The sequence below is a fragment of the Pseudomonas sp. GW456-L12 genome (assembly GCF_059424045.1).
The window spans coordinates 1-20216 of sequence record NZ_JBWKZA010000053.1 but is presented as its reverse complement, the minus strand read 5'-3'; the positions used below and the strand labels follow the sequence as shown (position 1 = coordinate 20216).

General features: G+C 61.7%; 19 protein-coding genes. 9 read left to right on the top strand and 10 right to left on the bottom strand.

Annotated elements, in window-relative coordinates; genetic code table 11:
• Positions 1-61 precede the first annotated feature (61 nt).
• A complete protein-coding gene (locus tag AC07Y9_RS31460; RefSeq protein ID WP_102681117.1) occupies positions 62-1186 on the bottom strand; it encodes a diguanylate cyclase in 1125 nt (374 codons plus the stop codon).
• Positions 1187-1474: 288 nt separating this feature from the next.
• Between AC07Y9_RS31460 and hglS the strand changes: the two genes are divergently transcribed.
• The 3 genes from hglS to AC07Y9_RS31445 all read left to right on the top strand — a co-directional run bounded on the left by hglS (position 1475) and on the right by AC07Y9_RS31445 (position 3690).
• Positions 1475-2869 (top strand): 2-oxoadipate dioxygenase/decarboxylase HglS, encoded by a 1395-nt coding sequence (gene hglS / locus AC07Y9_RS31455; RefSeq protein ID WP_102681118.1) that lies wholly within the window; start codon positions 1475-1477, stop codon positions 2867-2869.
• 235 nt (positions 2870-3104) lie between these two features.
• The gene (locus AC07Y9_RS31450; RefSeq protein ID WP_102681119.1) at positions 3105-3398 is read left to right on the top strand and encodes a type II toxin-antitoxin system RelE/ParE family toxin; all 294 of its coding nucleotides are present in this window, start codon (positions 3105-3107) and stop codon (positions 3396-3398) included.
• A gap of 1 nt (position 3399) precedes the next feature.
• A complete protein-coding gene (locus tag AC07Y9_RS31445; protein WP_007923531.1) occupies positions 3400-3690 on the top strand; it encodes an addiction module antidote protein in 291 nt (96 codons plus the stop codon).
• Between the two features lie 396 nt (positions 3691-4086).
• On the opposite strand, the gene AC07Y9_RS31440 is transcribed toward AC07Y9_RS31445, so the two are convergent.
• The 5 genes from AC07Y9_RS31440 to AC07Y9_RS31420 form a co-directional block, all read right to left on the bottom strand.
• Entirely contained in the window at positions 4087-4674 is a 588-nt protein-coding gene (locus AC07Y9_RS31440) for a hypothetical protein (protein ID WP_053260471.1), read from the bottom strand.
• A 123-nt stretch (positions 4675-4797) separates the two neighbouring features.
• Entirely contained in the window at positions 4798-5874 is a 1077-nt protein-coding gene (locus AC07Y9_RS31435) for a lipocalin-like domain-containing protein (protein WP_102681120.1), read from the bottom strand.
• A complete protein-coding gene (locus AC07Y9_RS31430) occupies positions 5864-8380 on the bottom strand; it encodes an ABC transporter permease (RefSeq protein WP_219735192.1) in 2517 nt (838 codons plus the stop codon). Before AC07Y9_RS31430 ends, AC07Y9_RS31435 begins: the two co-directional genes overlap by 11 nt.
• Entirely contained in the window at positions 8346-9014 is a 669-nt protein-coding gene (locus AC07Y9_RS31425) for an ABC transporter ATP-binding protein (RefSeq protein ID WP_207240243.1), read from the bottom strand. Before AC07Y9_RS31425 ends, AC07Y9_RS31430 begins: the two co-directional genes overlap by 35 nt.
• A 214-nt stretch (positions 9015-9228) precedes the next feature.
• On the bottom strand, positions 9229-9726 hold the full coding sequence (locus tag AC07Y9_RS31420; protein ID WP_102681122.1) for a MarR family winged helix-turn-helix transcriptional regulator: 498 nt from the start codon (positions 9724-9726) through the stop codon (positions 9229-9231).
• Between the two features lie 200 nt (positions 9727-9926).
• Between AC07Y9_RS31420 and arsQ the strand changes: the two genes are divergently transcribed.
• The 5 genes from arsQ to AC07Y9_RS31395 all read left to right on the top strand — a co-directional run bounded on the left by arsQ (position 9927) and on the right by AC07Y9_RS31395 (position 15254).
• Entirely contained in the window at positions 9927-11132 is a 1206-nt protein-coding gene (arsQ, locus tag AC07Y9_RS31415) for an arsinothricin export permease ArsQ (protein WP_102681123.1), read from the top strand.
• A gap of 84 nt (positions 11133-11216) precedes the next feature.
• Complete coding sequence (arsL, locus tag AC07Y9_RS31410) at positions 11217-12491, top strand: arsinothricin biosynthesis radical SAM protein ArsL (RefSeq protein ID WP_102681124.1); 1275 nt, start codon at positions 11217-11219, stop codon at positions 12489-12491.
• A gap of 10 nt (positions 12492-12501) precedes the next feature.
• Positions 12502-13404: a DUF8838 domain-containing protein gene (locus AC07Y9_RS31405; protein WP_102681125.1), complete on the top strand. Its 903-nt coding sequence runs from the start codon at positions 12502-12504 to the stop codon at positions 13402-13404.
• Positions 13405-13420: 16 nt separating this feature from the next.
• Positions 13421-14476 carry an arsinothricin biosynthesis methyltransferase ArsM gene (arsM, locus tag AC07Y9_RS31400; protein WP_102681126.1) on the top strand — a complete coding sequence of 352 codons (1056 nt, stop codon included), beginning with the start codon at positions 13421-13423 and terminating at the stop codon, positions 14474-14476.
• A gap of 67 nt (positions 14477-14543) precedes the next feature.
• Positions 14544-15254, top strand: a complete 711-nt coding sequence (locus tag AC07Y9_RS31395; protein ID WP_102681127.1) for an aquaporin — start codon at positions 14544-14546, stop codon at positions 15252-15254.
• Positions 15255-15314: 60 nt separating this feature from the next.
• Here AC07Y9_RS31395 and AC07Y9_RS31390 read toward each other — a convergent pair whose 3' ends face one another.
• From AC07Y9_RS31390 to AC07Y9_RS31375, 4 genes are all read right to left on the bottom strand, one after another.
• Entirely contained in the window at positions 15315-15866 is a 552-nt protein-coding gene (locus AC07Y9_RS31390; RefSeq protein WP_053260459.1) for an arsinothricin resistance N-acetyltransferase ArsN1 family B, read from the bottom strand.
• 476 nt (positions 15867-16342) lie between these two features.
• On the bottom strand, positions 16343-16996 hold the full coding sequence (locus tag AC07Y9_RS31385; RefSeq protein ID WP_007923518.1) for a peroxiredoxin: 654 nt from the start codon (positions 16994-16996) through the stop codon (positions 16343-16345).
• A gap of 185 nt (positions 16997-17181) precedes the next feature.
• Entirely contained in the window at positions 17182-19305 is a 2124-nt protein-coding gene (locus AC07Y9_RS31380) for a TonB-dependent receptor (RefSeq protein ID WP_102681128.1), read from the bottom strand.
• Positions 19241-19507 (bottom strand): hypothetical protein, encoded by a 267-nt coding sequence (locus AC07Y9_RS31375; protein WP_158246005.1) that lies wholly within the window; start codon positions 19505-19507, stop codon positions 19241-19243. The genes AC07Y9_RS31380 and AC07Y9_RS31375 overlap by 65 nt, the downstream gene beginning before the upstream one ends.
• A gap of 159 nt (positions 19508-19666) precedes the next feature.
• Here AC07Y9_RS31375 and AC07Y9_RS31370 point away from each other — a divergent pair, with 159 nt between their 5' ends.
• Complete coding sequence (locus AC07Y9_RS31370) at positions 19667-20215, top strand: YniB family protein (RefSeq protein WP_102690517.1); 549 nt, start codon at positions 19667-19669, stop codon at positions 20213-20215.
• The last annotated feature ends 1 nt before the right edge of the window (position 20216 follow it).

The following is a 20216-nucleotide window of genomic DNA, read 5'->3' as shown; positions in this document are numbered from 1 at the left end:
CGCCCACCCTACCTGACAACTTCGCCCCCCTCCATGCTGGCGCAATGCTCTGCGAGCGGCCTTACAAGGAGTTCAGCAGGACCTTCGACGAGCAGCCGCCGCGGCGGCAGCTGACCTTGTTGCGGCCGGTGGTCTTCGCCTCGTACAAGGCCTGGTCGGCATCGTTCAACCAGTCCAGGGCATCGCTATGGTCCGGGGAATAGGCGGCCAGGCCGATGCTCAGGCTGACCTCCAGGGCCGGGCTCTGCTCATAGCCCAATCCGCCGAAACGGCAACGCAAGGCCTCCATCAGTTCGGCGGCATGCTCCAGCGGCACGTCCGGCAGGATCACGCAGAACTCGTCGCCGCCATAACGCCCGGCCAGGTCGCTGATCCGCAGGTTCTGCTTGAGCAGCTTGCTCAGCTGGCGCAACACGATGTCGCCGGCGACATGGCCGTAGGTGTCGTTGATGGCCTTGAAATGATCGATGTCGATCAGCGCGATGGCGCCGCCCTGGTTCGGGTTCGTCCCCTGGCGCCGGCAACGCTGGAACTCGATTTCCAGCTGGTCCTTCCAGGCCCCGTGGTTGAGCAGGCCCGACAGGCTGTCGGTGCGGCTCAGGGCCAGCAATTCGCGCTTGTGCCGAGACAGGACATTGGCCTGCTGGTAGCAGATAAACCCCAGGGCCAGCGGATACAGGGTCAGCATCGGCAAGCAGGCATAGAGCTGCAGCGCACTGGTCTGGGCCTCGAACCCGATGCCGAACAGCAGCAGCCCGAGCGCGACTCCCAGCATCTGCGCCAGACAACCGGCCAGGAAAAAGGGCACGCCACCCAGGGCGATATTGTTCATCGCCATCAACGACAGGGTGGTGGTGGTCGGCAGCGGATTGAAATGCATGGCCGCCACCCAGAACCCGCCGAGGAAGGCATCCACCAGCAGGTTGCGATGCTCGCCACGAAACGGCACTGGCGAGCGGCGCGCCCACTGGTACGCCAGGTGCGGCCAGATGAACGCGTTGAACGACATGAACACCCAGACCCAGGGCGATGGATGCAGCGGGTACATGCCCGCGGACACGCAAAGGAAACCGAGGGCCAGCCCCAGAATTCGCGTCTTGTATAGCCTCCTGGCCAGTGAAAGTCCCTTTCCTCCATTGTGCGGCGTCAAGGCCAAGTCGCCTCCGTTGAACGGTACGCAAGCCATGGAATGCGGTCGTGTTCAGAAGTCTATCAGCGCAACGGCAAATCGCCATCACCGCTCGGCCGCCGGAAAACGCTACGGGTTGCCTGGGCGCAAGGGGCCATGCCCGTCCAGCGAAAACCAGCGGATGCCATCGGTCCAGCTGCACGTAGCCACCCTGCCCGCCTGCATTCATTTGCAGAATGAAGTCCGGAAGAAACTTCGTTTGTCAGCACACCCCCGCGCCAACCAGAATCAGGCCCAGCCAACACCGCTACCCTCTTTGTCTCACTACGCCGGGAATCCTTGTTTATGAGCCTGCAGAGCTTCGTCAGCCCAGACCTGATCCGCCAACGTTTTTCACGGGCGATGTCGGACATGTACCGCGAGGAAGTGCCGCTGTACGGTGCCCTGATGGAGCTGGTGACCCAGGTCAACGCCGGGGTCCTGGACAGCGACGAGAGGATCGCCCGGCAGCTGCGCAGCACCGGCGAAATCCAGCGCCTGGACCTGGAGCGCCACGGCGCCATTCGCGTCGGCACCGCCACCGAACTGGCGACCCTGGGCCGCCTGTTCGCGGTAATGGGCATGCAGCCGGTGGGTTATTACGACCTCACCCCGGCCGGGGTGCCGGTGCATTCCACGGCCTTTCGCGCGGTGCATGAAAGCGCCCTGCAGGTCAGCCCGTTCCGGGTCTTCACTTCACTGCTGCGCCTGGAGCTGATCGACAACCCGCAATTGCGTAGCTTCGCCGAATCGGTGCTGGCCCGCCGGAGCATTTTCACCCCGCGCGCCCTGGCCCTGATCGAACAGGCCGAAACCCAGGGCGGCCTCGACGACAACGCCGCCGGGGAATTCGTCGAGCAGGCCCTGGAAACCTTCCGCTGGCACCACAGCGCCACGGTCACGGCCGGGCAGTACCAGCAACTGAGCGCCCAGCACCGGCTGATCGCCGACGTGGTGGCGTTCAAGGGGCCGCACATCAACCACCTGACGCCGCGCACCCTGGACATCGACCAGGTGCAAGCGCTGATGCCGGCCCACGGCATCACGCCCAAGGCGGTGATCGAAGGCCCGCCGCGCCGGGAATGCCCGATCCTCTTGCGCCAGACCAGCTTCAAGGCGCTGGAGGAAGCCGTGGCCTTCACCGACCAGCCCGACAGCCGCGGCAGCCACAGCGCGCGCTTCGGCGAGATCGAACAGCGCGGCGCCGCCCTCACCCCCAAGGGCCGGGCGCTGTACGACCAGCTGTTGAACGCCGCCCGCGACGCCCTGGGGGACTTTCCCAACGAAGCCAATGCCCAGCGCTACAACACCCTGATGGCCGAACACTTCCGCGCCTTTCCTGATGACCACGAGGCCATGCGCGAACAGGGCCTGGCGTACTTCCGCTACTTCGCCAGCGAACAAGGCCTGGCCGCGCGCCAACAGGCGGATCGACCGACGAACCTGGAGGCGCTGATCCACGCCGGGCATGTGCGGGCCGAGCCGCTGGTGTACGAGGACTTCCTGCCGGTCAGCGCCGCCGGGATCTTCCAGTCCAACCTGGGCGACGATGCGCAAAGCCATTACACCGGCCACTCCAACCGGCAGGCTTTCGAGCGGGCCCTGGGGCGCCCGACCATCGATGAACTGCAGCTGTACGCCGACACCCAACAGCGCTCGCTCCAGGCATGCGCCACGGCGCTGGGCCTGCCGGCGCTCTGATTTTCCGTCCCACAGCATCAGCCAGAACGGCTGATGCTAACCCTTTCCAGCAGCCACCACAGGGCAATGGCTACAGGGTGTTTCGGCAGCCCTGATCGACAACATGCCGATACGAAACAGCCCGCCTCGCCCACTCCTCTCCTGCTTACCTTTCCATGACCCCTTCAAGCGCACCGTCAGTCGCCCGAGGGTCATCACTCCTTTCAATCTTGTCTCTATATGGATACAGTCACTCATGGATTACGAGATCCTGCAGACGACCGCCTTTGCCCAATGGCACACCACGCTACGGGACCTGCGCGCCAGGATAGCCATCGCTCGGCGTATCGAGCGAGCTTCGGCGGGCAACCTGGGCGATGTGAAAAACCTCGGCGGCGGTCTCTCGGAAATGCGCGTGAATATGGGCGCCGGCTACCGCATCTATTTCACGCTTCGCGGCAATACGCTGATCGTCCTGCTGCTGGGCGGCGACAAGTCCACCCAGCCTGCCGATATCTGCCAGGCCCGTTCCCTGGCCAAGGAGTTCTGATATGTCCGACACACTGCTTGCCTTCGACATCGCCACCCTGCTCGACAGCGACCAGGCGATCAGCGAATACCTGTCCCAGGTCCTGGCCGATGGCGATACCGATGAACTGATCCGCGCCCTGGGCCATGTCGCCAGGGCCCGGGGCATGACGCAGATTGCCAAGGCCACCGGCCAGGGCCGGGCCAGCCTCTACAAGGCTTTTGCCCCGGGTGCCAAGCCGCGCTTCGATACCGTGGTCAAGGTCATGCGCGCGCTGGGCCTGCAGCTGTGCACCACCGTGTCCCGAGGCTGAAGCCGACCCGGGCAGCAGGCAATGAAACAACAGGCTGTGTCGGTAAAGAGTCTTGCTGGAGAGAGCCGAGAGTGCTTGGCAACCGCTGGCAACAGGCGTCGAACCTGCGCGGGTCGCATGAACGCAATGACGGAAATCGTGGGGCGGGAACCCCGAAGAGGGTGTTCGCCCAGTGCTCTGGCCTGGCAATCCATGCACCGGTAAAGAGCCCTTGCACCGGGCGAACGAGAACTATTTTAATCGAACGACAAAAGAAAGTCCGTGCACATATTCTGAAGAATTCTGAACACAAAGCTGGCGGAATTTTTTTTATTTCGCTCACCTTCGTTCAACTCCCCGCACGGACCTCCCGAGATCCGCGCGCCGGCCGCCACAACGACCAGCGCCCGGTCTCAATCAACCTTCGTGCTGGGTCGTAACTTGCAACACGTCGGTATAGGTCACCACCACGCTCTGGCCGACCTTGAGGTCTTTCAGCCGGGCCTGGACTTCCGGTTTTTCCACGGCCAGGACCTTCTTGTTACCCGCCGGCCCCTGGAAGGTCAGCTGGTTATTCTTCAGGTCGATGTCGGTGATCTTCAGTTGCACCTGCACCTGGCGATAGGCTTCGCCGCCCGGGTTGGGGTTGTCCTTGGTGGCGCGAATCACCCCGGTGCGCTCGGCGGAATCCGGCAGGCCTTTTTCCACATTGGTGTCCAGCACCGCCACCACCGCGTGAGTGACCCGCACATTGACCTGGTCGCCCACCTTCAAATGCCCCAGGTCCTTGGCCTGATCGCTGAGTTGCACATGCACCGGTTGGCCCTGCGCGCCTTCCAGCACCACACGATGCTTGGCGGCATCCACGGAGAGCACCTTGGTCACCAGTTCATCGGCCTCCACGGTACCGGCCAACGGAATGTCGGCGGCATGGGCATGCAGGCTGGCAGCAGACAACAGAGTGGCCAAGGCAACGGCTTTGGCCAGAGAGTGAAGCGGCTTCATAGACATTCATCCCTGTAATTGAAGACAAGACCCGCGCCGTTCAGGTGCGCGGTGCCGCTTGAGCATAGACGCGGTCCGGAGCGACGTTGGTAACTTCAATCGATTTGTTGCACGCAGCCAGTCTCAGTAACCGGTCATTTCCAGATAACCGCTGCCAGTATGGCTGCCGCTCAATTGCACCGGCCCTTCCCAATAAGGAATGCGCAGGTTCATCCAGGCCTTGGGGTTGAGCGCCTCGGCATTGATATCCAGGCCGCGGCCGAGAATGCGCAGACGCCAGCGGGTGGGCAGTGTGCGCCCCGCCACCTTGGAGTCCTCCAGCGGGGTGAGCTGGATATCGTCCTTGTGCAGGGTCTGGATGCGGCCGTCGGGCTCGATCCAGGTGCCAGTGATGTAGGGCGGTTTGTGGTTTTCCCGCACGCGGAACAGCATCAGCCGTTCGCCGCTGTCCAGGTGCAGGGAGAACCAGTCCCACCCGCTCTGCCCGGCCGCCAGGGGCTGGCTGCTCCATTCGCGGTCGAGCCAGGCCGGACCGCTGACCTGATAGGTCTGGCCGTCGATCTGCAGGCTGCCCTCGGCCTGGAAAAACGGCTGGCTGTAGTAATAGGACGCCTGGCCCTGCTCGGACTTGCGGCTGTAGCCCGCCTCGCCCTGGAGCACCAGCGGCCGGTCGCTGCGCAGTTGCAAGCGGTAGGCGAAACCCGCGCCGCTGGCTTGCAGTTGCATGTGTGCCAGCGGGTCGGCGTCGGCGGACTGGCTGCTGAAACTCCAGTCGTCGATCCAGGCCTTGAACGGCTGCGCGGTCACCCCGGCCTGCCCCACCCCGCCGCGGGCGTAACGTTCGGTGGCGTGATGGGCAGTGGCCGAAGTCGCCGCGGCGTGGCCCAGCCAGACATTCGGCGCCTGCCAGCCGGGCTGGTCGGGTTCGGCGCGCAAGGCGCTGCGAAACAGCGTCCACTGCACGCCGAAGCGCTGGCCGTCGCTGGCCCTGAGGTCGGCGGTGAGGTACCACCACTCGATGCGAAAACCGTCATGCACGCCATGGTCGGCGGGGAAACTGAACACCCGCCCCGGCACCACCTGGGTGAACGCCGCGGCGTCCTCGCCCAGGCCGGCGAAACCTTGCGCCGGCTCGTCGCCCTTATCGCAACCGCACAGGGCCAACACCAGCAACAGGCCAGGCAGCCGTTCAATCTTCATGGGCGAAAGTCCTGAGCAGATCCGCCGGCTGGCTACGATACAACCGCAGCAACGGCCAGGCCGATGCGAGCAAGGTGGCCAACACCGCCAGGGCCAGCAACTGCACCAGTTGCAGCGGGAACACCCGCAACGGCAGGCGCCAACCGAAGGCCTGGACATTGATCACCGTATCCAGGCACCAGGCCAGGGCAATGCCCAGGGGCAGCGCCAGGAGCAAGGTCAGCAGCGCCAGCAACCAGGTCTGCCCAAGGTTGAGCAGCATCAACTGGCGCCGGCTTACCCCCAGCGCCCACAGCGGCGCGAGTTGGCCCAGGCGGCTCTGGCTCTGGGTCAGCAGGCTGATAAACAGCGCCACGCCGGCCACCCCCAGGGTCAGGCTGTTGAGCGCGGCGGTGGCGGCGAAGGTGCGTTCGAATACCTGGCTCGACCAGCCCTTGAGCTGCGCCTGCTCGACCATGCGGCTGTCGTCGAGACCGAAGCGCTGCCGCAAGGCACTGACCAGCGGCGCCACAGCGGCTGGCTCGATGCGCAGATTAAAGCGGTTGGGCGTCAACTGCGGCCAGTGCGCCAGCAGGTGCTCGGCATTCACCAACAGATGGCCCCTGGGGTTGCCGTAGTCGGCGTAGATCGCCACCACTTGCGGCGCCCACTGCCCCACCGGCACCGGAATATCCAGCCTATCGCCCAGGCGCACCTTGAGCCGGCGCGCCGTCTGCTCGCTGAGCATCAAGGCGTCGGTGCTGGCCAGCCGGGTCCAGGGCTGCTCGCCCAGGGCTTCGAGCAAGGGCCAGTGCTGGCGGTAGCTGGCATGCTCGATCACCCCGTACAAGTCCGCCGGCCAGCCTTGCAGTTGCAGCGCCACCTGCCAGACCGGCAGCACCGCGGCAACGGCAGGTTGCTCGGGCAGCCAGCGTTGCAGCTCCCGCGCCTGCGCCGGGGTCTGCGGGTTGATGTACAGCTCGGCGCTCAGGCGTTGCTCGAGCCAGTCGGCGAAGGTCTGGCGAAAACCGGCGGTCATGCTGCCGGCGCCGATATTGGCGGCCAGGGCCAGCAGCAGCGCCATCAACGCCAGGCTCAGGGCCGGCAACTGCTGCCGGCAATCGGCGAGGAACCACTGCCCGAGCACCGAACGGCTGCGCCCGAGCAGCGCGCTGAGCAACCCATTGAGCAACACCGGCAGGCCCAGGGCCGCGCCCAGCAGCAAGCCGGCCATCAGCACGAAACCGCTGCCCAGGCTGTCGCCCCAGGTCCAGGCCGCGCCCGCCAGTACGATCAGGGCCGTGGCGACCCAGGCCTGACGCCGCAGCCAACGCGCATGCGCCTGGTGCCAGGCCTGGGGATCGGCCAGCGCCAGCAACGGCAGGCGCGCCGCCCGCAGCAGACTGTTGGCCCCCGCCAGCAAGGCACCGAGCAGGCTCAGGCCTATCCCGCCCAACCACCACCCGGGGCTCAGGCTCAACCGCCCCGCCACCTCGGCGCCATACAGGCCACGCAGGCTGGCGGCGACATCCGGCAGCAGCACGCTGGCCAGCAGGTAGCCGCTAAGCACCCCGGCCAGGCCACCGAGCAAGGCCAGGCCACCGAGTTCGACACACAGGCAGGCGATCAGCATCCGCGCGCTGACCCCGCAGGCGCGCAAGGTCCGCAGCAAGCCGCGCCGCTGCTCCAGGGCCAGGCCGATGGCGGCATGGACGATAAACAGGCCGACCAGGAACGACAGGAAACCCAGGGCATCGAGGTTCAGGTGAAAGCTTTCGGTCAGGCGCGCCAGATCGTTTTCCTCACTGCCGCGCTTGAGCACCAGCAGGCCCTTGAACGCATCGGGCAAGGCCGGCGCGCTGGCGGCGAAATCCGCTGGCAACAGCAGGCGCGAGATCTGCTGCGGCATGCCCAGCAGCGGCTGGGCAAAACCGATATCCACCAGCAGCAGCCCCGGCGCCATGTCCGCCTGGCTGTGCAGCGGCGGCAGTGGCTGGCCGCTCGTGGTCGTCGGTCGATCGCCTTCGCGATAGCCGAGGGCTTCCAGGGTTTGCGGGGCGATCCAGGTGCTGCCCGGTGGGCTGACGAATTCGACCATGCGCGCGGAGTCCAGCACCTGGCCGGCGACCGCCGCACCGGCCGGCAACGACAGCGGCTCGATCCCGAGCAATTGCAGGCGCTGCTGTGCATGGCCCTTGAGCGTCAGCCGGCCTTGCACCACCGGCGACACCGGCCAGCCGGCCCGGCGCAGGCCGACGAACAGGTCCTGGGAAAACGGCGCACCATTGGCCGTGGCCAGGCTGGCCTGGGGCGCGCCGCCGATCAACTGGCTGGCCTTGGCGTAACTGTCCCGCGCCTGGCTGTTGAGCGCCTGCACCCCGGTCAACAGGCTAGTGGCCAGCCACAGCCCGGTCAGCACACTGAAGAACTGCACCAGGTGCCGCCGCCAATGGCTGAGCAGCGCCCGCAGGCTGTGCCAGAACACCCGCACCTCAGCGCTCGCCCGCGCCGGCCAGACGCCCGCCATGCAGCAGCGCGATCCGCCCCAGGCGACTGGCGACGCGCTGGCTGTGGGTGACCATCAACAGGCTGGTGGGGGTCTCGGCCAGCAGCTCCAGCAACAGCTGCAGCACATCGTCGCTGGTGGCTTCGTCGAGGCTGCCGGTGGGTTCGTCGGCCAGCAACAGCCGCGGTTTGCCGGCCAGGGCGCGACCCAGGGCCACCCGCTGTTGCTGGCCGCCGGACAGTTGCTCCGGGTAACGCCGCAGCAGATTGCCCAGGCCCAGGCGCTCCACCAACTGCGCCTGCCAACGCCCATCGAAACGCCCGGCCAGCCGCGCCTGGAACCCCAGGTTGTCCTCCACCCGCAGGCTGCCGATCAGGTTGAACTGCTGGAACACCAGCCCGACTTCGGTGCGCCGCCAGTTGGCCAACTGGTGTTCGTTCATCCGCTCCAACTGCTGATCGCCGATGCGGATGCTGCCGCCATCGACCTTGTCCAGGCCGGCGATCAGATGCAGCAAGGTGCTCTTGCCACTGCCCGACTCGCCCATCAGCGCCAGGCTGCCGCCCTGCTCCAGGTGCAGGTCGACCCCCTGCAACACCGTCAACGGGCCCTGGGGCGTGGCGTAGCTTTTGCGGACGGCGTGTACATCGAGCATGGGCGGGCTCTGGCAACGGAAGGAAGGCTCAAGGATAGCGCTTGTCAGAGCACGAGGGTTTTCGGCAGCAACTCCGCCCACGGCTCAACCTACGCTCAGACAACCCGGCAAGGACTCAATGACCTCGTATCTGACCACTATGCGGTTCTTGTACAAACACTCCTGATACACCCGCCTTGCCTGCAGCGCCCACTCATCAGCATTAGCCCTCCCCTCAGCAGCATTTGAGGGGCTGATACTCGTCGTTTTCGGGCGCCTTCAGGCCGCAACGCTGCTCAGTGGCATTGGCAAAGCGACGTAGTAGTTCGATGGCAGCGTTGCGCGCCTCTGTCGAGAGGTCGCTCGAAAGATGACGGGCCTCTCCCACCAGATCCGACCGAATCCTTTCATACACAGCCAAGCCTTCTGGCGTTGCGCTGATCGCCACCGCCCGGCCATCGGTCAAATCCTGGATACGATGCACCAACCCCTGCTTGCCCAGCGAGTCGACCAGCCGGCTCGCGTTGCTTTTGTCGAGGAAAAGCTCACTGGCCAGAGACTGAACACGAACGGGCCCGGCCTTGATCACATGCTCAAGCGCATAGCATTGAGTGACGGAGAGGCCTTCGCAGCAACTGCGATCCCTGTCACGGAACTGGTAGACCCGAACCAGGTGACTGAGTGCCTCATAAAGCGCCTCTGCATCCTGGTCGATCTGGTCAATTTTTGGCATAGCGGACGACTCGAAATTTCGGGAACTCAGGCAGATAGCACCTTAGCAGGCAGAGCGACAATCATTTTGGATATAAGCATGTCACAAAATTGTTTCTTAATTTTAGTTGCGGGCCGCAACTTATTTTGCCACTGTAGATTCCCGGAAAGGCCATGAGGCCGCTCAGCTACATGCTCCGGTAACCGCTAGGGGGTGCAGGGATGTTGACGCAAGCGCTCAGGATTAAAACGGGGCCCTGGTTACGAAGCCTATGGAATAGCGCTTCCATTCCTCTGCCGGTCGCCATGCTGCTGGGTGCGATTTTGCTCCCCTTGCTCGGAGGCGCAAGCAGTAGCAGCGTCTTTGAAACGCTTAGCAAAGGCTTCGGCAATAACCTTGGCTATTTCGCCATGGTCATTCTGAGTGCGTTCTTCATTTCAGGCTGGATAGCGGCGCGAGGCAGCGCCTCGTTTGGCAAATTTGGCGTATCGCTTTCACCATTGCTTGGCGCCGGGATGGTTTGTCCCGACACGGCCTACGCTTCCCTGGCCCCGATTGCCGGAAACCACAAGAAGTACATTGCGATCGGGTGCTATTCGGGATTCAAGCTGCTGATGCCTGCCGGCCCGCTGATCATCGGCATCGGATTAGGGGCGAACACCCATGACCCGAGATTCCTCTACCAGGGACTGCTGCTCACAGTCGTCACTTGGATAGCCGGGGCGGCCTGGACCTATTGGACGACCCGGACGGACTTGCCAACGACCAATCATGCAACTGACGCTGCTACGCCTCAGGACTCGGTTGCCAAAGTGATCATGCCTCTGGCGGTATTCTTCATACTCCTGATCACGGGATATGTGATTGCGAAGAACCAGCATCCGGCGGTCGAGTTCTGCACGACACCTGCCGGTGCACTGATTGTCACCTCGCTGCTGATTGCGTTGAACAGCAAGCCTGGCGAGGTTCAGGATCTTCTGTCCAAGGCCATGCGCAGGACCAGCTCGCTGCTATTCACCATCGGCTGTGCATCTGCATTGGGTCTGGCACTGGGCAAGGTGCTTCCAAAGGAACTGCTTGAACACACGCTCACCCCTTCAGGCAGCACCACGCATATTCTCGTAGGCGTGTTCGTGTTGGCTGCCATTTTCAAAACATTGAATGGCTCCTCGCTTGCAACTTTTGCTGCAATTCCACCTGTTCTTACTCCCCTCTTGGCATCCAGTGGAGTGGACTTGATGAGCATTACCTTTGCAGTTTGCCTCGGGTCCTTCATCGCCATTCTCCCCAACGACAGTTACTACTGGTTGGTGAAGTCAGACGCCTTTCCTGAATACCCCACGGGAAGATACATGCGTCTGATTACAGCGGGTTCAGCCCTGCAAGCATTGGCGGGCCTCGCCGTCCTGTTGCTGGTATCGCCTTAACTTCGAATCCAACTTCGAATTCTTGCAACACCCACAGTGGCTCTCGCCACCGAATCGTCGCGCCTGAACTCAAGGAGAAAGAGCATGAAATACTTGGTCGCCAGTACATTTGAAGGGGGATATCAGCCGCTTAATGCGATATCTGCAACCACTGCTCTACTTGATGCAGATATTGATGCGCAGTTGATCGATATCTATGTAGAGGGCCTCTGCGTTGAGCGGTTCGGCGGCGCCGATCTCGTCTTCATCTGCGTACCGCTTTTTGACTCGCTGACAGCCGGCACCCAATTGGCGAAGACGCTGAAAGAAGCACATCCAGACCAGAAGATCTGCTTCTTCGGGCAGTACGCGACCATCAATGCAAAGAGCCTGGCTGCCAAGTACGGTGATTACGTGATCGCGGGTGAGTGGGAAAACCCCATCGTCAGCCTGGCAAAGCACCTGAATGGCGAGCAAGAACAAGACTTGCGTGGAGTCATCGATCGGCCCCGTGGCCTTTCCAGTGAGATCGTCGTACCCCAGTTGATTCGCGATGGATTCCGCCTGCCGAGGCGAGACCTGGCCCCTCCCCTTCACAAATATCCGCAGCCCCAGTTGGAAAAGCTGCTGGGTAGAAAGGCCATCGTGGGTGGGGTCGAGGGCTCCCGCGGCTGCCACCACAAGTGCTCTTACTGCTCGGTGTATGCAGCCTATGACGGCAAGGTCCTGCTGGTCTCTGATGATCTTGTTGAGCGGGATGTAGCCAACCTCGTCGCACAAGGAATGACTCACCTGACATTCACCGATGCTGACTTCTTCAATGCCAAGACGCACGGTCTGAAAATCATCCGCAAGCTGCATTCGCTGTTTCCCGAACTGACGTACGACTTCACCACTCGGGTGGACCACATCCTGGAGAACAAGGAAGCCATCAAGGAAATGGGCCAGCTAGGACTGGCCTTCATCACCACCGCCCTGGAGTTCCCCAAGCAGGAGGTCCTCGATCAGGTCTTCAAGGAGATGGATGTGCCGATGATCGAGGAGGCTTTGGCGTTCTTGAAAGAGGCTGGGGTCAAGGTCAACCCGACCTTCATCACGTTCAACCCTTGGATAAGCCTCGAAGACATGGCCGAACTCCATGACTTCATCGCCCGGAACCAGTTGGAGAACATCATCGACCCGATCCAGTTCGAGACCCGGCTGCACCTGTACAAAGGCTCACCACTGCTCGACAACGCCTCGGTCAAGGAGCTGAAGCTGGAAGAGCACGAGTTTCACTTCGACTGGCAGCATTCGGATTCTCGCCTGGACAAGCTCTTCATGGACTCGGTCACGCCGCCGGAAGAAGGTGTGTTCAAACGCTGCTGCCTGAAGTGCTAAGGAGATAACCATGTCTTCACTTTCCCTGCTACAAGCGGCCCTCAGACTGGCCAATCAGACAGAGGGGTTCCAGGCGCCAGCGCACATTGCCTGGCGGACTCACACGGAGTCCATGAAGAGCATCCTGGCGGACGACAAAAACACCCTCTTCATCTGCCCTGAAAATCGTCGTCGCGAGTTCACGGCGCAGTATGGCCAAGCTCAGGGTCGTGCCTTCAGCCCAAGCGTAAATAGCGCTCAGGGCAGGCCAAGCGGAACCGACGACCCATCTTCCGCGTTCTCGACCATCTACTGGGAAGGGTTCAATGCTGAACCCGCTTTCAGCCACTACGCACAGTCGATCTATGAACGTCTGGAGCGACAGGGTCGCCTGGTATTTCCCGCCATTCTGGCGGATGAGGAAGCCGACGCTGTTCGTCCTTTTGTCGTCGAGGGCCTGGAGTGTCGGACGGCGATAACCGAGCCCCTTGTTGCCGAGAAACTCTGCGAAGCCGGCTTCCATGGCATCACCTACGCCTTGGCGTCTGAAGTGCCCGTCTGTATTCAGGACGGTATCGAATACCGTCTGTTTACTATCAGTGCCTACAAGGGCAAAGCCGGTGTATGTCTCGACCAGGGGCATGCTGTTATCTACAAAGGTCCCTGGAAGCATACGGTCGACGACGATGGCCATACCTACCATCGTGGTGTGCGTACCGCAGTGTGCGAGAAGACCTTCAATCTGCTGATGAGCCAGCCCTATCAGGGACAGTTCATTCCAGTGCGTTGCTACGTTGAGCCGCCGTTGGAAAAGAGTGGCTTCTTTGACTGCAACACACCCTCCATCCGGGACCCCAAAGTCACCAAGGGGCTTCTTCCTATCGCTGGTTCTGCCGAGGAATCGTGCTGTGCCGATGGTAGTTCGTGCTGCTAAACGGGAGATATGAATAATGGCTTCTGCACTTGAAAACGAAATCATCGCGGACTACACCGAGGCGCTTCGTCAGGGCAACGTCGTACTCGAATCGCAGCTCAACGAGAGCTGTTGCAGCGAGGCTTACGGTGCCCAGTACCTGAAGAACATTCCAAAGCGGATCACCGAGGCCAACTTCGGATGCGGTAACCCGACCCAGTATGTGCGCGAAGGCGATGTGGTCCTGGACCTGGGGTCGGGAGCCGGCCTCAATTGCTACGTTGCAGCGCAGATCGCGGGCAGCAAGGGCGCCGTTATCGGTATAGATATCAATCCGAGTATGTTGCAGATTGCCCGCGGCGAGGCGGCTGCCTTTCAAGAGGCCACCGGCAGTGCTCCGTTGCGGTTCCACAGGGCATCGGCCAGCAATCTGAAGATTGACCAGGATCTTGCCGAAGAACGCCTGCACACCGAGCCCTGCACTGACTGGGCATCGTGGAAAAACTTCGAACAGTTCGTCAGCGACAGCGCCCAGACCCATCCACTGGTGGAGGACCAGTCCATCGACCTGGTGATCTCGAACTGTGTGATCAACCTGGTCGGAGAAACTGAAAAGCAGAACGTCTTCGCAGAGATCTACCGGGTCCTGAAACCGGGTGGACGCTTTGCAATTTCCGACAATGTTTCGAACGTCGCCATACCTGACGAGCTGAAGCAGGACACCACGCTGTGGTCAGCCTGCTATTCGGGTGTGTTACAGGAACAGGCGTTTTACCAGCAGCTTCAAGATGCCGGTTTGACGGGGATAAATATCGAAGCGAGGAACGACGCGTCGACCAAGCGGATCGGCTCCGTTCAGTTCTACTCCGTCACGGTCACTGGCACCAAGCCACAGGTTCGCAAGGGTCATCCTTTGACCGTGATCTACCGCGGGCCTGCTCGCGAACTCACCGGTGATAGCGGCAAAACCTATAAGCGTGGAGTGCCCACCGAACTGGCTTGCGAGGATGCCTACCTTTCTTCGCAGAGCTCGGTGTTTGTCGTGGAAGGCAATCAGCCCGAGCAGATCAGACCCAAGTCCTGCTGCTCGTAACGCTGTCTGCGGCTACTGCTAGCTGTAGCCGCTTCCCTCAATCGCTTACCTTCTCAGAGCCTTCCAGATGAGTACTTCACGGAAAATTTTGGCTGAAACGCTCGGTGCCGCCATTCTGCTCTGCACCGTTGTAGGGTCCGGAATCATGGCGCAACGCCTGGCTAACGGTAACGATGCACTCGCGCTCCTTGCCAATGCGTTGGCAACGGGGGCCAGCTTGTACGTACTGATCGTTTGCTTCGCCACCTTTTCGGGAGCGCACTTCAATCCCGTGGTGTCGGTTGTCGACTACCTGCGCGGAGGGCTGAGCGCCAAGCTTCTAGGCCCCTATATCGCGGCACAGACGGTGGGTGCGATCCTGGGGGTCTTCGCTGCACACCTGATGTTCGAACTGCCGGTGGTGGAGTTCTCCCAGCATGTCCGCACCGGGCCTTCGCAATGGTTCAGCGAGTACCTGGCAACCTCTGGATTAGTCCTCACCATCCTACTGTGCGACAAGTACCACAAGGCGAAGGTGCCACAGGTGGTGGCCGCCTACGTGGTGGCCGCTTACTGGTTCACCTCCTCCACAAGCTTTGCGAACCCTGCGGTAACCCTTGCCCGATCGTTCACCGATACGTTCTCAGGGATTCGCCTATCGGACGCGGCGCCTTTCATCATTTCGCAGTTCTTCGGTGGTCTTACGGCGCTCTTTCTGGCGAGATTTCTCACTGGAAACACTACTGCCCTCGAGACCTCCCAACCTGTGCTTGACGACCAGAAACTACCAAGCCGATAAGGCTTTTCACTGTGGCCTGTCAGCCCGCGCTCCCCGCTCGCGGGCTGACTTCATCCAGGCCTACAGCTCTACGTATCCTCTCGCCTCGCTGAACGCGACGATTTCTCTCGGCGGCGTCACTGTATTCAGCGGCTTGCGCCAGTAACCGACACCATGCCATTGCCCATGCTTGAAGCCCACTTCGGGATAGGTGCCGATATGGGTGAAGCCCAGGGCTTCATGGAGCCCAACGCTAGCAGCGTTGGGCTGGGCAATGCCGGCGTAAGCGGCATGGAAGCCTTGTCGCTCGAGGATCGGCAGGAGCCGCTGGTAGAGTGCGCGGCCGATGCCACGACGGTGTGCCGCGGGGTCGATATAGACCGTGACATCCACCGACCAGCGATAAGCCTCCCTGGCGCGATGCTGACTGGCATAGGCATAACCAACGACCGCGCCGTCCAACTCCGCTACCAGATAGGGATAGGTCGCCAGTGTCGCCTCGATCCGGCTCGCCATCTCCTCGATCGTTGGCGGGATGAGCTCGAACGAGATGACCGTATCCGACACCATAGGTGCATAGATCGCCTGAATGGCCGGAGCATCGGCCGGCGTTGCTATCCTGATCTTGCCCATCATATTTTCTCCTTGCCGTTACTCGCCATGTACCGCGTGAACAGGCGGATCTTATCGGTTTCAGGTCCGATGCAGAGCATGGGGATGGACAATCCAAAGCGACTTGCTTTGCACGGACCCAGGACGACGGCGTTATAGAGATCAGCAGTCGCCAGGACTCAGCCGAGCTTACTGCACCGGCCAAAAATTCATCAGCAATAAACGCTGGGCATAGTTCAGGCCAATACGCCGGTAGCGTTCATCGAGCATCAGCGTCAACAGATTCAGCTGCGTCCAGGGTTCGACCTGCGCTCAGCGGTATCGATAGGTAAGACGGACTGTTCGAACCGCGGATGGGCAGTGGCTGCCCATCCTGGCTAAAAGCGACCCCATGGAAGTGACTGCGACGCCGCGGCGGTCTGCCGGGTGAACCCTGACATCCGGCGCAGCGTCGTTCCCGCAGGCCTGCTCCGTGAGCAAGCCTTTGTCGGTGGTCGTTACTTGGGTTGCTCCACGGTGCGCAGATAGGGCTTCAACGTCTTGAAGCCTTGCGGGTATTTCTTCCGGGCGTCCTCGTCGGATACCGAGGTAGGAATGATCACGTCCTCGCCCGGGCGCCAGTTCACCGGGGTGGCGACGGTGTGCTTGGCATTCAGTTGCAGGGCATCGAGCAGGCGCAGCACTTCATCGAAATTGCGCCCGGCGCTCATCGGGTACACCAGCATCGCCTTGACCTTCTTGTCCGGGCCGATGATGAACACCGAACGCACGGTGGCGTTGTCCACGGCGGTGCGCGCGCCGCCACTGGCATTGGGGTGGATCATGTCGTAGAGCTTGGCCACCACCAGGTTTTCGTCACCGATCATCGGGTAGTTGACCGCATGCCCCTGGGTCTCCTGGATGTCGCCGACCCAGGCTTTATGGTCGCTGACCGGGTCGATGCTGAGCCCGACAATCCTGGTATTGCGCTTGTCGAACTCCGGCTTGAGCCTGGCCATATAACCGAGCTCGGTGGTGCACACGGGGGTGAAGTCCTTGGGGTGCGAAAACAGGATTGCCCACTTATCGCCGATCCACTCGTGGAAATGCAGCGGACCTTCGGTGGTGTCGGCAGTGAAATCGGGTGCTTCGTCGCCAATGCGGATTGCCATGTTTGGTCTCCTTGCAGTGACTGGGAGGGGTAGTTGTCAGGGAGCTGACGGCTGTTGCGGCGGCGTTCGGGTACGGCGTGAACCTGTCGGCGCGAATGAGTATAGGAGACCCATCAGGCAAGGCGAGCGCAGACAAAAAAGCCCGGCAGTGTCGCACTGCCGGGCTTTGGTCTCAGGGTAGGCCTTCAAAACCGGTAGTTGGCGCTCAGTTCCAGGGTCCGTGGCGCGCCCGGCGTGATCAGGTCCACCGAGCCATGCGCCGAGGCGTAATAGTCCTTGTCGAAGACGTTACGCAGGCGCAGGGCCATGTCCCATTTCGGCAGGTTATAGAGCAAGGCCGCGTCCACCGTGGTGTAGGCCGGCATGACCACCTGGTTGTCCAGGGCGGTGTAACGGTCATCGACATAGTTCGCCCCCATGCCGACACGCCACTCCTGGGTCAAGGAACGCACCAGCCACAGATTGGCGCTGTGGCGCGGGGTCAAGGTCGGGGTCTGGCCTTCGTTGGCGACGCCGTTGGTGCGGCTGTTGGACTTGGTGATCTCGGCATCCAGGTAGGCGTAGCCAGCATAGACCTGCCATTTGTCGCTCAACTGCCCGCTGGCGGTCAGTTCCAGACCATCGGTACGCTGCTCACCCGCCAGCACCAGCTTGCTCGGGTTCGCCGGATCGGTGGTTTTCATATTGGTGCGTTCCAGACGGAACAGCGCCGCGGTCAAGGCCAGGCGATTGTCGAACAGGTCCCACTTGCCGCCGATCTCGAAGTTGGTGGTCTCTTCCGGCTCCAGGTCCTGGTTGCTGGTACTCAGGGCGAACATTTCCGCGGACGGCTGGTAGGAACGGCTGACCGAGATGTAATAGGACTGCACCTGGTCAGGCTGATACACCAGGCCGACGCGCGGGCTCCAGGTGGTGTCCGTGCGGGACAGGCTGCTGTGGGTCAGGTCGTCGGAGTACTCCTGGTCGAACACGTCATAGCGCACACCCACCAGGGCTTTCCAGTGTGGCGTCAGTTCGATCAGGTCCTGTACGTAGAACCCGGCGGTGTCCTGGGTGTTGCTCCCTTTGGCGGTCTGCCGGTTGGCCTGGAACGGCACATCGACCAGGGCATCGCGATACACCGGCACCTGCGCCACGTTGGATTGGCTGAACACCGACTGATCCTTCACCTGGCGCCCCAGCTCCACCCCATAGAGCAGGCTGTGGTTCATCCCGGCGAGCACGGCCTGTTGCTTGAGCTCGGTCTGGTTGAACCAGCCGTCTTCCTTGCGCTGCACATTGCCGCGGTTGAGTTTCACCAGCAGTTCGCCATTGGACGCGGTGACAAAGCGCGTCGGGCTGGAGTCGGCCAGCGTGTTATTGCGATCCAGATCGTAGTGGTAGTAGCGGCTGGTGTTGCTCAGGCTGAAATCGTCGTTGATGCGATAGTCGATACCCGCCGTGAACGAAAACACCTCGCTGCGGGTGTAGTCGTCATCCGGGTCGACGGAACCGAAGCGCTTGTCGCGGTCCACATCGACCGGGCGATTGCCGCGCGCCGGAATGCCGAAGTCGATCAAGCGCTTGTCGTACAGATAGGTCGCGCCCAGGTTCAGCTCCAGATCGTCCGAGAGCTTGAAATAGGCCGACGGCGCGATGGCCTTGCGGTCGATATAGCCGTCATCGCGGAAGGTGTCGCTGTTCTCCAGCGCCCCGGTGACCCGGAAAGCCTTGTCGTTGTGCTGCTGGTCGGCCCAGCCGGCATCGAACTGCGTGCGCTTCTTACCCTCGCTGTCGAAGCTGACCCCCACTTCCTGCTTGGGGGCGAAGTTGGGCTTCTTGCTGATGCTGTTGATCAGGCCACCGGATGAGCCGCGACCATAGAGCACCGCCGCGGGCCCCTTGATCACCTCCACCCGCTCGACATTGGACAGGTCGCGGAAATACAGGGCGTCGTCGCGAATGCCATCGACGTACATATCGCCAATGGCGCTGAAACCGCGGATGGTGACCTGATCGCGCTGACCGTCGCCGTTGGACAGGCCGACACCGGGGACATTCTTCAGCACGTCCTCCATCGACTGCGCGCCCTGGTCCTTGATCACGCTCTGGGGGATCACGTTGACGGTTTGCGGAATATCACGCAGCGGCGCATCGATCTTCAACGCACTCCTGCTCTCGGTCGGCATGTAGCTCTGCTCACTGTACTCACTGTTCACAGCGGTGGCCGGAAGGGTTAGAGCAGACTCCGTTTCTGCCTGTAGATCAGGGACGACCAGAATGCCCAGCAACGACAGAGAGGCCGGGTAAATGCGCGATGAGACCACCATGGATACCTTTTTTTGTAGGAATTATCTGAAGATCGCGCGAATGATAACGATTATCTTTTGTAAGTAAATACATATCATTATGATTCTTATCATTGACAAAGCCTGGAACGGCCGTCTCGATTTGGCGGGGGCGCTGTTCAGCTTTAGCTCGCGTTTGTACGGAGCTTGATGCACCGGCAGGAAATTCATCAGTGGCAGGCATTGCGCGTCGTTCAGGCCGAGGCGCCGGTAGCGTTCGTCGCAGCCTGCCGGCTGAAACCTTCGAGGCCCAAAGGCAGCCCATAAGCCAGCGCCGCCCCTATCAGCCAGGGGCAACGAACTATTAGCATTGCGGCCCTTTTCTTCATCGCAGGACGCACAGATGAATTACACCCAGGCCCAACTGAAATACCGGCTGACCATCGCCGCAGGCGCATTGCTGTTTACCGGCGCCTTGATCTCCACCGTGTTTTCCACCCTGAAAATGCTCCACTGGCGCCTGGACAGCTACACCACCGCCGCGGCGACCATCAACCGCCCGATCAAGAACTTCATGTTCACCGTCTACGAAAACACCCGCCCCCTGGACTGGTTCTGGGACAACAGCCCAACCCCCGACTTTATCCGCCTGAGCAACCCGCCCCACTGGAAATTCCTGGTGATCTACCTGCTGATCTTCATCGGCGCCGCCCTGTTCACCTGGGGCCGCACCCTGATGCGCAAAGTCGAAGCAGTCGAACCCCTGATCCAGGCCCGGCTCAATGCGCCAGCGGAGGAAGGTGTCGCGGTCATGACGTTGCAGCAACTGGAGGAGTCGACCCCGGTGGAGGCCGTGCCTTCGTTCTTTTCGCAGGTTCGGGTGCTTTGTGTGCTGCCGGTGGGGATTGGGGTGGTTTATTTGGGGGTGTTGTGGGTGTTGCGGATTTTGTAGG

Excerpts from the sequence above, each read along its gene's own strand:
- AC07Y9_RS31395 (WP_102681127.1), top strand. The coding sequence starts at position 14,544 with ATGAGTACTTCACGGAAAATTTTGGCTGAAACGCTCGGTGCCGCCATT.
- AC07Y9_RS31390 (WP_053260459.1), bottom strand. The coding sequence starts at position 15,866 with ATGGGCAAGATCAGGATAGCAACGCCGGCCGATGCTCCGGCCATTCAG.
- AC07Y9_RS31370 (WP_102690517.1), top strand. The coding sequence starts at position 19,667 with ATGAATTACACCCAGGCCCAACTGAAATACCGGCTGACCATCGCCGCA.
- AC07Y9_RS31440 (WP_053260471.1), bottom strand. The coding sequence starts at position 4,674 with ATGAAGCCGCTTCACTCTCTGGCCAAAGCCGTTGCCTTGGCCACTCTG.
- AC07Y9_RS31375 (WP_158246005.1), bottom strand. The coding sequence starts at position 19,507 with ATGCCTGCCACTGATGAATTTCCTGCCGGTGCATCAAGCTCCGTACAA.
- hglS (WP_102681118.1), top strand. The coding sequence starts at position 1,475 with ATGAGCCTGCAGAGCTTCGTCAGCCCAGACCTGATCCGCCAACGTTTT.
- AC07Y9_RS31405 (WP_102681125.1), top strand. The coding sequence starts at position 12,502 with ATGTCTTCACTTTCCCTGCTACAAGCGGCCCTCAGACTGGCCAATCAG.
- arsL (WP_102681124.1), top strand. The coding sequence starts at position 11,217 with ATGAAATACTTGGTCGCCAGTACATTTGAAGGGGGATATCAGCCGCTT.
- AC07Y9_RS31420 (WP_102681122.1), bottom strand. The coding sequence starts at position 9,726 with ATGCCAAAAATTGACCAGATCGACCAGGATGCAGAGGCGCTTTATGAG.
- AC07Y9_RS31450 (WP_102681119.1), top strand. The coding sequence starts at position 3,105 with ATGGATTACGAGATCCTGCAGACGACCGCCTTTGCCCAATGGCACACC.
- arsQ (WP_102681123.1), top strand. The coding sequence starts at position 9,927 with ATGTTGACGCAAGCGCTCAGGATTAAAACGGGGCCCTGGTTACGAAGC.
- AC07Y9_RS31425 (WP_207240243.1), bottom strand. The coding sequence starts at position 9,014 with ATGCTCGATGTACACGCCGTCCGCAAAAGCTACGCCACGCCCCAGGGC.
- AC07Y9_RS31445 (WP_007923531.1), top strand. The coding sequence starts at position 3,400 with ATGTCCGACACACTGCTTGCCTTCGACATCGCCACCCTGCTCGACAGC.
- AC07Y9_RS31435 (WP_102681120.1), bottom strand. The coding sequence starts at position 5,874 with ATGAAGATTGAACGGCTGCCTGGCCTGTTGCTGGTGTTGGCCCTGTGC.
- AC07Y9_RS31460 (WP_102681117.1), bottom strand. The coding sequence starts at position 1,186 with ATGGCTTGCGTACCGTTCAACGGAGGCGACTTGGCCTTGACGCCGCAC.
- AC07Y9_RS31380 (WP_102681128.1), bottom strand. The coding sequence starts at position 19,305 with ATGGTGGTCTCATCGCGCATTTACCCGGCCTCTCTGTCGTTGCTGGGC.
- AC07Y9_RS31385 (WP_007923518.1), bottom strand. The coding sequence starts at position 16,996 with ATGGCAATCCGCATTGGCGACGAAGCACCCGATTTCACTGCCGACACC.
- arsM (WP_102681126.1), top strand. The coding sequence starts at position 13,421 with ATGGCTTCTGCACTTGAAAACGAAATCATCGCGGACTACACCGAGGCG.
- AC07Y9_RS31430 (WP_219735192.1), bottom strand. The coding sequence starts at position 8,380 with ATGGCGGGCGTCTGGCCGGCGCGGGCGAGCGCTGAGGTGCGGGTGTTC.